This window comes from Ilumatobacter fluminis, from assembly GCF_004364865.1.
Classification (GTDB): Bacteria; Actinomycetota; Acidimicrobiia; order Acidimicrobiales; family Ilumatobacteraceae; genus Ilumatobacter; species Ilumatobacter fluminis.
The window spans coordinates 3737715-3751392 of sequence record NZ_SOAU01000001.1 but is presented as its reverse complement, the minus strand read 5'-3'; the positions used below and the strand labels follow the sequence as shown (position 1 = coordinate 3751392).

General features: G+C 68.7%; 13 protein-coding genes and 1 pseudogene. All 14 read left to right on the top strand.

What is annotated here, in order from left to right:
• The 14 genes and pseudogenes from rpmJ to BDK89_RS16950 all read left to right on the top strand — a co-directional run bounded on the left by rpmJ (position 1) and on the right by BDK89_RS16950 (position 13677).
• Positions 1 to 114 (top strand): 50S ribosomal protein L36, encoded by a 114-nt coding sequence (gene rpmJ, locus BDK89_RS17015; protein ID WP_133870090.1) that lies wholly within the window; start codon positions 1 to 3, stop codon positions 112 to 114.
• A 22-nt stretch (positions 115 to 136) separates the two neighbouring features.
• Complete coding sequence (gene rpsM / locus BDK89_RS17010) at positions 137 to 517, top strand: 30S ribosomal protein S13 (RefSeq protein WP_133870089.1); 381 nt, start codon at positions 137 to 139, stop codon at positions 515 to 517.
• Positions 517 to 915 carry a 30S ribosomal protein S11 gene (rpsK, locus tag BDK89_RS17005; RefSeq protein WP_133870088.1) on the top strand — a complete coding sequence of 133 codons (399 nt, stop codon included), beginning with the start codon at positions 517 to 519 and terminating at the stop codon, positions 913 to 915. The genes rpsM and rpsK overlap by 1 nt, the downstream gene beginning before the upstream one ends.
• A gap of 20 nt (positions 916 to 935) precedes the next feature.
• Positions 936 to 1553: a 30S ribosomal protein S4 gene (rpsD, locus tag BDK89_RS17000; RefSeq protein ID WP_133870087.1), complete on the top strand. Its 618-nt coding sequence runs from the start codon at positions 936 to 938 to the stop codon at positions 1551 to 1553.
• A 93-nt stretch (positions 1554 to 1646) separates the two neighbouring features.
• Positions 1647 to 2570 carry a DNA-directed RNA polymerase subunit alpha gene (locus BDK89_RS16995; protein WP_243839205.1) on the top strand — a complete coding sequence of 308 codons (924 nt, stop codon included), beginning with the start codon at positions 1647 to 1649 and terminating at the stop codon, positions 2568 to 2570.
• Positions 2571 to 2604: 34 nt separating this feature from the next.
• Positions 2605 to 2970, top strand: a pseudogene (rplQ, locus tag BDK89_RS16990) (50S ribosomal protein L17); the annotation flags it as partial.
• A gap of 190 nt (positions 2971 to 3160) precedes the next feature.
• Positions 3161 to 3994, top strand: a complete 834-nt coding sequence (truA, locus tag BDK89_RS16985) for a tRNA pseudouridine(38-40) synthase TruA (protein ID WP_133870084.1) — start codon at positions 3161 to 3163, stop codon at positions 3992 to 3994.
• Between the two features lie 65 nt (positions 3995 to 4059).
• Positions 4060 to 5544, top strand: coding sequence for a hypothetical protein (locus BDK89_RS16980; protein WP_133870083.1), 1485 nt, complete (start codon positions 4060 to 4062; stop codon positions 5542 to 5544).
• Positions 5545 to 5638: 94 nt separating this feature from the next.
• On the top strand, positions 5639 to 6076 hold the full coding sequence (gene rplM, locus BDK89_RS16975; protein ID WP_133870082.1) for a 50S ribosomal protein L13: 438 nt from the start codon (positions 5639 to 5641) through the stop codon (positions 6074 to 6076).
• Positions 6073 to 6486 carry a 30S ribosomal protein S9 gene (rpsI, locus tag BDK89_RS16970; RefSeq protein ID WP_424955305.1) on the top strand — a complete coding sequence of 138 codons (414 nt, stop codon included), beginning with the start codon at positions 6073 to 6075 and terminating at the stop codon, positions 6484 to 6486. Before rplM ends, rpsI begins: the two co-directional genes overlap by 4 nt.
• 31 nt (positions 6487 to 6517) lie before the next feature.
• On the top strand, positions 6518 to 7813 hold the full coding sequence (glmM, locus tag BDK89_RS16965; RefSeq protein ID WP_133870080.1) for a phosphoglucosamine mutase: 1296 nt from the start codon (positions 6518 to 6520) through the stop codon (positions 7811 to 7813).
• Positions 7814 to 7822: 9 nt separating this feature from the next.
• Entirely contained in the window at positions 7823 to 8719 is an 897-nt protein-coding gene (locus BDK89_RS16960; protein ID WP_133870079.1) for a glycosyltransferase family 2 protein, read from the top strand.
• A gap of 59 nt (positions 8720 to 8778) precedes the next feature.
• Positions 8779 to 10224: an AMP-binding protein gene (locus BDK89_RS16955; RefSeq protein ID WP_133870078.1), complete on the top strand. Its 1446-nt coding sequence runs from the start codon at positions 8779 to 8781 to the stop codon at positions 10222 to 10224.
• A gap of 93 nt (positions 10225 to 10317) precedes the next feature.
• Positions 10318 to 13677 (top strand): SIS domain-containing protein, encoded by a 3360-nt coding sequence (locus tag BDK89_RS16950; RefSeq protein ID WP_133870077.1) that lies wholly within the window; start codon positions 10318 to 10320, stop codon positions 13675 to 13677.
• Position 13678: the final 1 nt, after the last annotated feature.

Below are 13678 nucleotides of genomic sequence, written 5' to 3'. Positions count from 1 at the left end.
GTGAAGGTCCGACCGAGCGTCAAGAAGATGTGCGAGAAGTGCCGCGTGATCCGCCGGCACGGGCGCGTCCAAGTCATCTGTGAGAACCCGCGCCACAAGCAGCGCCAGGGCTGAGTAAGAGGAAGCAACGAACACCATGGCACGTATCGCCGGCGTCGATATCCCCCGCGAAAAGCGGCTCGAGATCTCGCTCACCTACATCTTCGGGATCGGTAAGACGACCGCCCAGAAGATGTGTGACGACCTCGGCCTCGACCGCAACACCAAGGTCTCCTCGCTCACCGAGGACGAGGTCAACCAGATCCGTCAGTACGTCGATCAGAACCTGACGATCGAGGGTGACCTGCGTCGCGATGTCCAGAACGACATCAAGCGCAAGATCGAGATCGGAAGCCTCCAGGGCGTCCGTCACCGCAAGGGGCTGCCGGTCCGTGGCCAGCGCACCCACACCAACGCTCGTACCCGCAAGGGCCCGAAGCGCACCGTTGCCAACAAGAAGAAGGCTGTGAGGAAGTAATGGCCAAGGCAGGATCGGGCGGTCGCCGCCCCCGCCGTCGCGACCGGAAGAACATCTCGACCGGCGTCGTGCACATCAAGAGCTCGTTCAACAACACGATCGTCACGATCACCGACACCGCCGGCAACGTCATCTCGTGGGCGTCGTCGGGTGGCGTCGGGTTCAAGGGCAGCCGTAAGAGCACCCCGTACGCCGCGCAGCAGGCCGCCGAGCGCGCCGCCAACGCGGCGATCGAGCACGGCCTCCGCCGCGCCGAGGTGCAGGTGAAGGGCCCGGGTTCGGGTCGCGACACCGCGGTCCGCTCCATCCAGAACACCGGCATCGAGGTCATCTCGATCAAGGACGTCACGCCGGTCCCGCACAACGGCTGCCGCCAGCCCAAGCGTCGTCGCGGCTGAGAACAGAGGAACGAAGACACATGGCTCGTTACACCGGACCCAAGGTGCGCCTCTCGCGTCGCCTGTCCACCAACATCTTCGAGAACGAGAAGGGCCGCAAGGCGCTCGACCGCCGCCCCTTCCCGCCCGGTGCGCACGGTCGCACCCGCCGCCGCAACGCCGGCAGCGAGTACCTGGCCCAGCTGCAGGAGAAGCAGAAGGCCAAGTACATCTACGGCCTGCTCGAGAAGCAGTTCAAGAAGACCTACAACGAGGCGCTCCGCACCGACGGCAACACTGGTGAGAACCTCCTCATCATGCTCGAGTGCCGCCTCGACAACGTCGTGTACCGCGCCGGTTGGGGCTCCACCCGCCCGCAGGCCCGACAGTTCGTCAACCACGGTCTCATCCAGGTCAACGGCAAGCGCGTCGACATCCCGTCGTACCGCGTCCGCCAGGGCGACGTCATCTCGCTGTCGCCGAAGGCCGCCGACATGATCGTCATCCAGCACAACCTCGACGTGCTCGACCGCTCGGTCGTCGGGTGGCTCGAGGTCGGCGACGGTGGCAAGCAGGTCACCGTCCGCGACCTTCCCCAGCGCGAGCACATCGACGTGCCCGTCCGCGAATCGCTCATCGTCGAGCTCTACTCGAAGTAATCCCTCGCGTAGGCCGCGGCGTGAGCCGCTGCAGATCAAGACCCGAACGACCGTTCAACCCTCAGAAAGGATCACCGCAGCATCATGCTCGTCATGCAGCGCCCCTCCGTCGAAGCCCTCGGCGAGGAGTCCAACAATCAGCAGCGCTTCGCGATCGGTCCGCTCGAGCCCGGCTTCGGCCACACGCTCGGCAACTCGCTCCGTCGTACCCTCCTGTCGTCGATCCCCGGCGCAGCCATCACGACGGTTCGTTTCGACGACGCCCTCCACGAGTTCGACACCATCTCCGGTGTCGCCGAGGACGTCACCGACATCATCCTCAACCTCAAAGACGTCGTCCTCACCTGTGAGGCCGAGGAGTCGGTGAACCTGCGCCTCGACGTGCGCGGCCCGGCCGTCGTCACCGCCGGCGACATCGAATGCCCGGCCGACGTCGAGATCCTCAACAAGGATCTCCCGATCGCGACCCTCAACGGCAAGGCCCGCCTCGCCATCGACCTCACGGTCGAGCAGGGCCGTGGCTACGCCTCGAGCCAGCGCGAGACCGAGTCCCGCACGATCGGCGTCATCCCGATCGATGCGATCTTCAGCCCGGTCCGTCGCGTCAGCTTCGAGGTCGAGCCGACCCGCGTCGAGCAGTCGACCGAGTACGACAACCTGATCCTCGAGGTCGAGACCGACGGCTCGATGCCGGCCGCCGACGCCCTCGCCTCGGCCGGTGCGACCCTGCGTTCGCTGGTCGACCTCGTCGCCAACATGGCCGAGGAGCCCAAGGGTCTCGAGCTCGGCGAGATGGTCGACACGGCCACGAGCTCGCCCGACCTCGAACTCCCGATCGAAGACCTCGACCTGTCGGAGCGCCCCCGCAACTGCCTCAAGCGCGCCCAGGTCAACACGGTCGGCGAACTCCTCACCAAGACCGAGGACGACCTGCTCAACATCACGAACTTCGGCCAGAAGAGCCTGGACGAGGTCAAGGAGAAGCTGGACGAGCGCGGCCTGACGCTGCGCGGCTGAACCGCTTCGAACGGATACAAGGAAAAGAACCGACATGCCTGCAACCCCACGACGCGCCCGCAACTTCGGCGGCAGCTCGCAGCACCAGCGCCTCATGATGGCGAACCTCGCTGCCTCGCTCTTCGCCGCCGAGGGCATCACCACGACCGAGGCCAAGGCCAAGGCGCTGCGCCCGGTCGCCGAGAAGCTCATCACCAAGGCCAAGAAGGCCCAGGACGGTCCGATGCGCGTGCACCGCATCCGTCAGATCCAGGGCTACCTGGGTGACCGCGAGATGACCCACAAGCTCGTCAACGACGTGGCCCCGCGGTACATCGAGCGCAACGGTGGCTACACCCGCATCCTGAAGCTCGGGCCGCGTGAGGGCGACAAAGCCCCCATGGCCCGCATCGAACTCGTCTGATCTGCTTCGGGCCAGATTCGCCGATCGCTGCGTTGACATCGTCCGCTCGTTGCCGAAAGGCAACTCGGGACTCGTCTGCCTTGCGCTCGACGAATCTGATCCCGAATCAGTGAACTGAGAAGAACTTGCGAAGTCCGGTCCTGCGGGGCCGGACTTCTGCGTTTTCCCTTCACGGCATACTGGGGCGGTGAGCGAGGGGGAGCCAGGCCGGACCGTCGATGGCGTCGATACCGCCGATGTGGTGCTGCGGCGGTGTCGGTTCACGGTGGCGTATCACGGGGCGAAGTTTCGGGGGTTTGCGCCGAATCACGGGGTGCGGACCGTCATGGGGGACCTCATGGCCGCGATGACCAGGGTGCTCCGTCGGCCCGTCGAGCTGACCGGGGCCGGTCGCACCGACGCCGGCGTCCACGCCTGGGGGCAGGTCGTGACCGGCGATCTCCCCGCCGACACCGACCTCCACCGATTCGCCCGGCGCATCAACAAGCTGTGCGCACCCGACGTCTCGATCCGAGATGGCGACTGGACCGAACCCGACTTCGACGCCCGCTTCTCGGCCACCTGGCGCCAGTACCGCTACCACGTCTGGAACGACCCGGCGCCCAACCCGATCCTGGCCGACGTCGCCTGGCACGTCGGCCGCCCCCTCGATCTCGACGCCATGCAGCGTGCCGCCGCCGACTTCCTCGGCGAACACGACTTCAGCTCGTTCTGCCGCAAACCCAAGGTCGACGCCGACCATCCGCTCCCCAGCATGGTGCGGATCATGCACGAGGTCGGCTGGACACGTGTCGACGACACGCCCATGCTCCGCTTCGAGATCAAGGGCAGCGCCTTCTGCCACCAGCAGGTTCGGTCGACCGTCGGCACCCTCGTCGACATCGGGCTCGGCCGGCTCGGCGCCGCGTCGATCCCCGACATCATCGCCGCCTGCGACCGCGACGCCGCCGGCGGCGTCGCACCACCCCACGGGCTGGTGCTCTGGGCCGTCGGGTACGACGGCCGCCGCTGGGACGCCTGACCGCCTGCGCCGCGTCGCCGCCCGCCGGTCTGCTACAACACGTGGTCGTGTGGGAATCGCGTCGGGTGACACCTCCCGTCGTCGCCGGCGGGATCTGGGCGTCATGGTGGCTGCTGCTACGCGTCACCGGCCAGGGGTACTCGCTGCGACCGGTCTACGCCGGCTACCAGTTCGTGCCCGCCGACGACCTGTTCGACGCCCCCGTGTCGGCCGTGTGGAGCCTCCACATCCAGCCGCCGGTGTGGAACCTGGTCGTCGGCGCCGCCGGCGGCTGGAGCCCGTTCGGCGACGCATTGACGCTCCAACTGGTCACCCTGGCGCTCGGCATCGGCCTCGCCGCCTCACTCTGTGCCCTCCTCGGCGCGCTCGGCGCACCACCCGGATGGGCAGTCGGACTGACGGCGCTCGCGACCCTGAACGCGCAGGTGATGCTGCACGCCTTCGAACCGCGGTACGACTTCGCCGTCGCCACGCTCACCTGCCTCCTGGTCTGGACGACGACCCGGCCGGCGGGCAGCCGATGGGCCGTCGCCGCGCCGATCGTCGTCTCGACCACGCTCGCAGCGACCCGCACGCTCTATCACCCCGTCTGGCTCGTCGGCGTCGTGGTCCTGGTACTGATCGCCCACCGACGTGTCCTCCGACCCGCCAACGTCGCCGTCGCGATCGCCGTTCCGCTCGTGGTGATCGGCGGATGGGCGGTCAAGAACCAGGTCGTCGTCGAACGCCCGACGGTGTCGACCCTGACCGGCATGAACCTGCTGCGTTCGGTGTCCCCGGCAACCGACGAGACGGCGCTCGAGCAGATGACGACCGACGGCCGGATCAGCGAGATCTGGCGTGTCGGACTCGCTCGATGGGCACTCGACGGACCGTGCCTCGACGCCGACCAGAGCGGCACCGGCGCGCTCGACTCGCCGACCCGGACCCTGCCCCGGCAGTACCGGACCGGCGCGTTCGACGACGGGGTCGTGCCGAACTACAACGCGCGCTGCTTCCTCGTGGCGTACGACCAGGCGTCGAGCGACGCGTCGACGATCATTCGCGAACACCCTGGCGCGTGGGTGCGCGGGCGACTCTGGGCGGCGAACAACTGGTTCGGACTCCCCGAGGTCGACCCCGCCGACCGGTCCGCACTCTGGACACCACTCGAACTCGGCACCCGGGCCGCCCTCGTCGGTGCGCCTCACCCGCCCCTGCCCGACAGCTGGGGGGCTCCGTCGCTCTGGGTCCATCGCACCCCGGTCTCGATCCTGCTCATCACCCTGTCCGGAGCAGTACTCGTCACCGGCGTCCGGCGAGGCGTCGCGGTCGGTCGGGACGGCGCCGCACATCTGCCCGAGATCGTCGCGGCATGGACGGTCGCGTGGACCCTCGTCGCCGGGATCGCTTTCGAGTTGGGGGAGCAGGTCCGCTTCCGGAACGCGATCGACCCGCTCGTCATCGGGCTCGGCGGGTGGCTGCTGATCGACGCCGTCCGTCGGCGCCGCTCAGGTCGTGACGCGAACTCGCGCGACGCGGCGTTGTCGCAGCGCAACGCGCGCCCGTAGGATTACCCGGTTCATTTTGCAGCCTTCTGCCACTGATTCGATGATTGATTCGCGGTGGGCTGTGCCGACGAAAAGCAGTCGAAAGCTCAGAACGATGAAGACGTACACCCCGAAAGCCAGCGAGATCCAGCGTGACTGGTACGTGGTCGACGCCGAGGGCATGATCCTCGGTCGCCTCGCCACCGAGGTCGCCCGTGTCCTGCGCGGCAAGCACAAGCCGACGTTCAGCCCCCACATCGACACCGGCGATCACGTCATCGTGATCAACGCCGACAAGGTCGTGATGAGCGGCTCGAACAAGGCCGAGGACAAGCGGGTCTGGCGCCACTCCGGGTACCCGGGCGGCATCAAGTCGCAGTCGTACGCCGAGTTGCTCGACCGCAAGCCGGCCGAAGCCGTCCGTGGCACGATCCGCGGCATGCTCCCCAAGGGCCCGCTGGGCCGCAAGCAGGTCTCGAAGCTGAAGGTCTACGCCGGCCCCGAGCACCCGCACACCGCCCAGTCGCCCACGCCGCTCGAGATCAAGCGCTGAGAGAAGACGAGAGACTCATGACGCACCCGCTCACCCAGACCACCGGTCGCCGCAAGGAAGCCGTGGCTCGTGCCCGCCTCCGCCCCGGCACCGGCACCGTGACGATCAACGGTCGTCCGTTCGACGTGTACTTCCCGACCTCCGCGCAGCGGATGGTCGTGTCCGAGCCGCTCCGCGTCGCCGAGGCCGAGGAGTCGTACGACATCGACGCCTCGATCCACGGCGGTGGCATCACCGGCCAGGCCGGAGCGCTCCGGATGGCGATCGCCCGTTCGCTGATCGAGATCGACCCCGAGCTCCGTCCGGCGCTCAAGGAAGCCGGTCTCCTCACTCGCGACTCCCGCAAGAAGGAGTCGAAGAAGTACGGCCTCAAGAAGGCTCGTAAGGCTCCGCAGTTCACCAAGCGCTGATTCGTCGGCGTATCCACGAGGCGTTTCGGGCGTGCGGTTCGGCACCGACGGAGTTCGGGGTCGGGCCAACACCGATCTGACCGCCTCGTTCGCACTGGACCTTGGTCGCGCAGCGGCCAAGGTCCTTCGTGCGTCTGTGGCCGTGGTCGGCGGTGACAGCCGACTGTCGACGCCGATGCTCGAGGCGGCGTTCGTCGCCGGGCTGGCGGCCGAAGGCGTCGAGGTGCACCGACTCGGTGTCACGCCGACCCCGGCGGTCGCCTTCGAGGCGCAACGCCTCGGTGCGATGGGTGCCGTCATCTCGGCCTCGCACAACCCGTACCACGACAACGGCATCAAGCTGTTCGCCGTCGGCGGCACCAAGCTGCCCGACGACGTCGAGCGTGCCATCGAGGCGCAACTCGTCGAACTCGACCCGCCGTCGGGTGACCCTGGCCTCGTCCACGGTCGTGGCGGCTCGGCCGACGCGTACGTCGAGCACCTGCTCCGCACGCTCGACGGCCGCGACCTCACCGGCATGCGGGTCGTGGTCGACGCCGCCAACGGCGCGGCGTCGCACCTCGCTGCCGACGTGTTCACACGCACCGGCGCCCAGGTCGTCGTGATCAACGACCGGCCCGACGGCCGCAACATCAACGATCGCTGCGGTGCGACCGACGTCGACAGGTTGCGCGCCGTCGTCACCGCCGAACGGGCCCAGGTGGGCATCGCGCTCGACGGTGACGCCGATCGGTTGATCGCCGTCGACGAGCAGGGCGACGTGGTCGACGGCGACCACGTGATCGCGATCTGCGCCGCCGATCTGCGCGCTCGCGGACTCCTGCGCGACGACACCGTCGTCGTGACCGTCATGACCAACCTCGGGTTCCGCTTGGCGATGGAAGCCGCCGGGATCGCCGTGGTCGAGACCCCGGTGGGCGACCGTTACGTGCTCGAAGCGCTGAACGAACACGGCTACTCGCTCGGCGGCGAACAGTCGGGCCACGTGATCTTCTCCGACTGGGCGACCACCGGCGACGGCCTCCTGACCGCGCTCGTGCTGCTCGACGTGGTCCAGCGCTCCGGGCGCCGACTGTCGCGACTCGCCCGTGAGGCCATGACGCAGCTGCCGCAGGTGCTCGTCAACATCCCCGTCGCCGAACGCCGCCCCGACATCGCCGCCGAACTCGCCGACGAGATCGCCGCCGCCCAGGCAGAACTCGGCGAGACCGGTCGGATCCTGGTCCGAGCGAGCGGAACCGAACCGTTCGTCCGCGTCATGGTCGAGGCGCCGACCGCCGAACAGGCACGGGCGACGGCCGATCGCCTCGCTGCACAGGTCCGGTAGCGACCGCCCGTGGGGATCCCCCGGACCGTCAAACGTCTGTTGATGCCCGCCGGCCTCGTGCTGGGATCGTTCGAGCAGCACGAGCCCGAACCCGCCCGGATGCCCGAGCCACTGTGGGCCGAGCCGGACGAGACGTTGCCCACGATCGGCGTCGTGATGCCGACGATGAACCAGGCGACGTTCATCGCCCGATCGATCGACAGTGTCCTCGACCAGGACTATCCCCGTTTGACCATGACCGTGCAGGACGGAGGGTCGACCGACGGCACCGTCGACATCGTGCGGGCCTACGCCGAATCCGGCCGGCTGACCGTCGAGTCAGGACCCGATGACGGTCAGTCGGACGCGATCAACCGAGGCATGGCGCGGATCGACACCGACATCGTCGCCTGGCTCAACTCCGACGACCTGTCGCTCCCCGGCGCACTCGTCACCGTCGGCCGGTACTTTCGTGATCACCCCGATGTCGACGTCGTCTACGGGCACCGGATCGTGCTCGACGATCGGGCCCGCGAGGTCGGTCGATGGGTGCTGCCGCGACACTCGAGGGGCGCCTATCAGTGGCGCTGCTACATCACCCAGGAGACGATGTTCTGGCGGCGGTCACTCCACGAACGCATCGGCGGTATCGACGACTCGTTCCAGTTCGCGATGGACTGGGACCTCGTGTGCCGGATGGCCGACGCCGGCGCTCGATTCGAACGTCTGCCGAGGTTCCTCGGCGGGTTCACGACCCACGCGGCACAGAAGAGCCTGGCGTGGCGCGAGTCGATCGGCGAGCCGGAGTTCGACCGGATCCGTCGCCGCACGCTCCCGACGCGCCGGGCGCGGGTGACGGCGATGGTCGGCGGGGCGCGCTACCTCGTCGCCAGCGTCCCGATGTACTGGCGTCACCGGCACGACTGATCGTCCGTCCGGCTGCTCGGTAGCGACGCCGGGCCAGCGGCTCCCTACAGTGCGCGGACATGGCGCTTCAGTCGATCTCGTCGATCATCTCGCGACACGCCGCCGAGCGGCCGCACGACCCGGCACTCACCTGCGGTGACACGACGCTCTCGTGGCGCGAACTCGACCGCGGGACCAACCGGTTGGCACGTGCGTACGCCGAGCTCGGCGTCGAACAGGACGATCTCGTCACAATCGCGCTCCCGAACTCGACCGACTTCGTGTCCGCGGCGATCGCCGTCTGGAAGCTCGGGGCGACGCCGCAGCCCGTGTCGGCGAAGCTGCCGGGTCGTGAACTGACCGAGATCGTCGAGCTCGCCGACTCGTCACTGGTCGTCGGCGCCGACCCGGGGCGCGTTCCCGACCATCGGTCGATCCCGGTCGGTTGGCAGCCCGATCCCTCGATCAGCGACGAGCCGCTGCCGGATCGCACGGCGACCCACTTCAAGGCGCCCACCTCGGGCGGCAGCACCGGGCGACCGAAGATCATCCTGGCGCAGAACCCCGGAGCGTTCGAGGTCGGTGCCGTCGGGTTGTCGATCCCGCTCCGGGACACCTGCATCGTGCCCGGCGTGCTCTACCACAACGCGCCGTTCACCTCGACCACGCTCGGCCTCGTCAACGGTAACCACGTGGTGAACTTCCCCCGGTTCGACGGTGAGCAGGTCCTTCGTGCCGTGACCGAGCTGCGGCCCAAGTACCTGTACCTCGTCCCGACGATGATGCAGCGCATCTCGAAGCTGCCCGACGAGGTGAAGGCGGCGGCCGACCTGACATCGCTCGAGACGTGCATCCACATGGCCGCTCCCTGCCCGGCGTGGCTGAAGCAGGAGTGGATCGAGTGGGTCGGGCCCGACGTGTTGTGCGAGTTGTACGCCGGGACCGAGGTGCAGTCGATCACCTGGATCACGGGCCGCGAGTGGCTCGAGCACCGTGGTTCGGTCGGCCGACCCATCGTCGGGGAGATGCGGGTGTTCGACGACGACGGGGTCGAGGTCCCGCCGGGCGAGGTCGGGGAGATCTACATGCGGGCCGATGCCGGGGCGGGCAGCACGTACCGCTATCTCGGCGCCGACCCGAAGCGGCTCAGCGACAGCGAGTGGGAGAGCCTCGGCGACATGGGGTGGATCGACGCCGACGGATACGTCTACTTGGCCGATCGCCGCAAGGACATGATCCTGCGCGGCGGGGCGAACATCTATCCGGCCGAGGTTGAGGCGGCGCTCGACGCCCACCCCGCCGTCCACAGCTGCGCCGTCATCGGCCTCCCCGACGACGACCTCGGACAACGGGTCCATGCGGTCGTCGAGGCACCGGGCGGTGCCGACGAGGCCGAGCTCCGGGCCCACATGGCCGAACACCTCGTGTCGTACAAGTGTCCCAGCTCGTACGAGTTCGTCGACGAACCGGTTCGTGACGAAGCCGGCAAGGTGCGCCGCAGCCTCCTCGCCCAACAACGCTCCTGACGCCGGGTCGGATGATGACGGTCGGATGATGTCAGACATCATCCGACCGGACGTGACCGAATGTGACAGTTCGGTGTCGGTAGCCTGCATGGCATGTGCGGCATCGTCGGCATCATCAGCCGTCCCCCGACCCGGCCGATCCCGACCGAGCAGGAGATCCTCGCGGCCTTCGACGCTGCCGAGGCCGCCGTTGCCGACCCGGCGACGGCGGCGACCGAGCTGTCGGCCGCCGACCGACTCCTCGCCGGCGTGCCGGGTGCACTCGCGCTGATCGACCGCCACGAGTTCGTCGTCGAGATCGAGGCGCGCCTGACTCGCCTCGACGCTGCGATCGCCGAATTCGACGGTGAGCTCGACGAGGGCGTTGTCGCCGCCGACGAGGTCGAGCGCCGGGCGGCGGCATCGATCGCGCTCCGCGACGTGCTGTGGTCGATCCGACACGATCGTCTGCGGACCGCTCGCGAGGTCGCAGCGCTCGCCGGACGTCAAGCGAGCCGAGGAGCCGTTGCCGGCTACCTCGCCGTGCAACAGTCGCTGTCGGCGATCGACCGCCTCGAGGTCCGCGGCCGCGACTCGGCCGGCATCAACGTCTTCGTGCACGACCACGGTCTCGATCTCGACGATCCGGCGGTTCGGGCGGCCGTCACCGAACGGTCGGCCGACCCGATGTACCAGTCGGGATCGCTGCGCGTCGCCGACGGCGTGCTCTCGTTCGCGTACAAGGCCGCCGCCGAGATCGGCGAACTCGGTGACAACACCCGTGTGCTCCGAGCCGCCGTCGCAGGCGACGACCTGCTCCGACGCGCCCTCGCGGTCGACACCGCTCGCGTTGCCGTCCTCGGGCACACCCGCTGGGCGAGCGTCGGCATCATCTCCGAACCGAACACCCATCCGCTCAACAGCGACGAGCTCGAATCGTCGCCGTCCATCGATGCAACGCCGTACGTCGTCGCCGCACTCAACGGCGATGTCGACAACCACGCCGACCTCCGAGTCGAGCACCACCTGCGCGTGCACCCGCAGGTCACGACCGACGCCAAGATCATCCCGACGCTCGTCGCACGACACGCCGGCAGCGGCACCGATCTCGTCGAGTCGTTCCGGCGCACCGTCTCCACCTTCGACGGGTCGGTCGCCATCGGTGCGATGGCGGCGAGCGACCCGACCACGATGATGCTCGCCCTGAACGGCAGCGGCCAAGGGCTGTACGTCGGCCTGGCCGACGACGCATACATCGTCGCCAGCGAGCCGTACGGTGTCGTCGAAGAGACCGACTCGTACCTGCGACTCGACGGCGAACACGGCGGCGAGATCGTCGTGCTCGACGCGGCCCATGCCGGCGAACTCGCCGGTCTCCGCCGCGTCCGCTACGACGGGAGCGACGTCCCGGTGACCGCCGACGAGATCGTCACCGCCCAGGTCACCACGCGCGACATCGATCGCGGTACCGCCCCGCACTTCCTCGTCAAGGAGATCGGCGAGTCGCCCGACAGCTTCCGCAAGACGCTGCGGACCAAGATCGTCGAACACGACGGCATGCTGCGCGCATCGGTGGGCGAGCGAGCCCTGCCGCCCGAGATCGCCGCCCGTCTCGCCGACGGTTCGATCACCCGGATCCGGGTCATCGGCCAGGGCACCGCCGCCGTCGCCGGCCAGAGCGCCGCAGCGATCCTCGACGAACTCTGCCAAGGCGCGCTCGACGTCGACGCCATCACGGCGACCGAGCTGAGCGGCTTCCACCTGCGGCTCGACATGAGCGACACGCTCGCGATCGCCGTCAGCCAGAGCGGCACGACGACCGACACCAACCGCACCGTCGATCTGCTCCGGGCGCGCGGGGCCGCCGTGATCGGCATCGTCAACCGTCGTGCCAGCGACCTCGTCGACAAAGCCGACGGCATCCTGTACACCTCCGACGGGCGCGACGTCGAGATGAGCGTCGCGTCGACCAAGGCGTTCTACGCGCAGGTCGCGGCCGGCGCGCTGCTCGCCTGTGCCGTCGCCGAGGCGGCGGGCGTCGGCGAACCTCGGCGACGCCACGACCTTCTCCAGGGTCTGCGCGAACTGCCGGCGGCGATGCAGCAGGTGCTCGCCAAACGCGACGAGATCGGTGAGGCGGCACGCCGCTTCGCCCCACCGAAGCGGTACTGGGCGGTCGTCGGCAACGGGCCGAACAAGGTCGCCGCCGAAGAGGTGCGGATCAAGCTGAGCGAGCTCTGCTACAAGTCGATCGCCTCCGACTCGACCGAGGACAAGAAGCACATCGACCTGTCGAGCGAACCGCTCATCCTCGTGTGCGCCGCCGGACTCCGTGGCAGCACGGCCGACGACGTCGCCAAGGAGACCGCCATCTTCCGGGCCCACAAGGCGACGCCGATCGTCGTGGCCGACGAGGGCGAGACCCGCTTCAGCGCTGCGGCCACCATCACCGTGCCACCGGTCGACCCGGCACTCGGGTTCGTCCTGTCTGCGATGGTCGGCCACCTGTTCGGCTACGAGGCGGCCCTCGCGATCGACGCGTCGGCTCGGCCCTTGCGGGAAGCTCGCGAACTGGTCGAGCGGTCGGTCGCCGATCACGTCGGCGGCGACGCCGTTCTCGACGCGATTCGACACGAACTGCCGCCGCTGGCGCAGCGGTTCACCGACGGGCTCCGCGACCGTGTCTACGACGGCCACCTCGAAGCCGGCACCGCCGTCCGACTCGTCGGCCTGCTCCGCGACCTCGAGTCCGATGCTCCGGTCGAGGCCTACGCCCGCTCGTCGGGCAAGGTCGGCACGCCCGCTGCGCTCATCGACGAGTTGGTGGCCGCGCTCACCGGGGCGATCGAGGAGCTGACCCGGCCGGTCGACGCCATCAAGCACCAGGCCAAGACCGTCACCGTCGGCATCAGCCGCAGCGACGAGGGCATCATCGACCGCTTGCTGGTGCAGGCGACGCTCGAGGCGGGCGCCGGCCGTGACGTGCTCAGCTACCGCACCCTGAAGATCCTCGCCGACCTCAGCCCGGCGATCGACAGTGTCGTCGGCTTCACCCGGTATCGCATCGACGGCGCCACCGTGTCGATCCTCGACCGGGGTGGCATCTCCCGCGACCTCACGAGCCGGGTCGACACCGACAGCCGACTCGTCGGGACGAAGCACCGGGTCGCCGATGGACGCGAACTGCTCGTCGCTCGCGGTCGGCGCGACGGTCGCACCGTCATCTTCGTCCCCGAGGTCAAAGCTGGGGTCTGCACCGGGATCACCTTGCTCCACGTCACGATGCACGACCGTCTCGACGCGGCCACCATGCGGGGTGTCCTGCAGGGCTACGACAACCGCTACGCCCGCCTGGTCGACTGGGTCACCGAGACCGAGGGCGATTTCGACGAGTCGCGGCTCGGCGAGTTGCCGGTCGACGACCTCCTCATCGCTCCGATCTCCGACACCGCCGATCTGTGGCGCGACGGGTGAT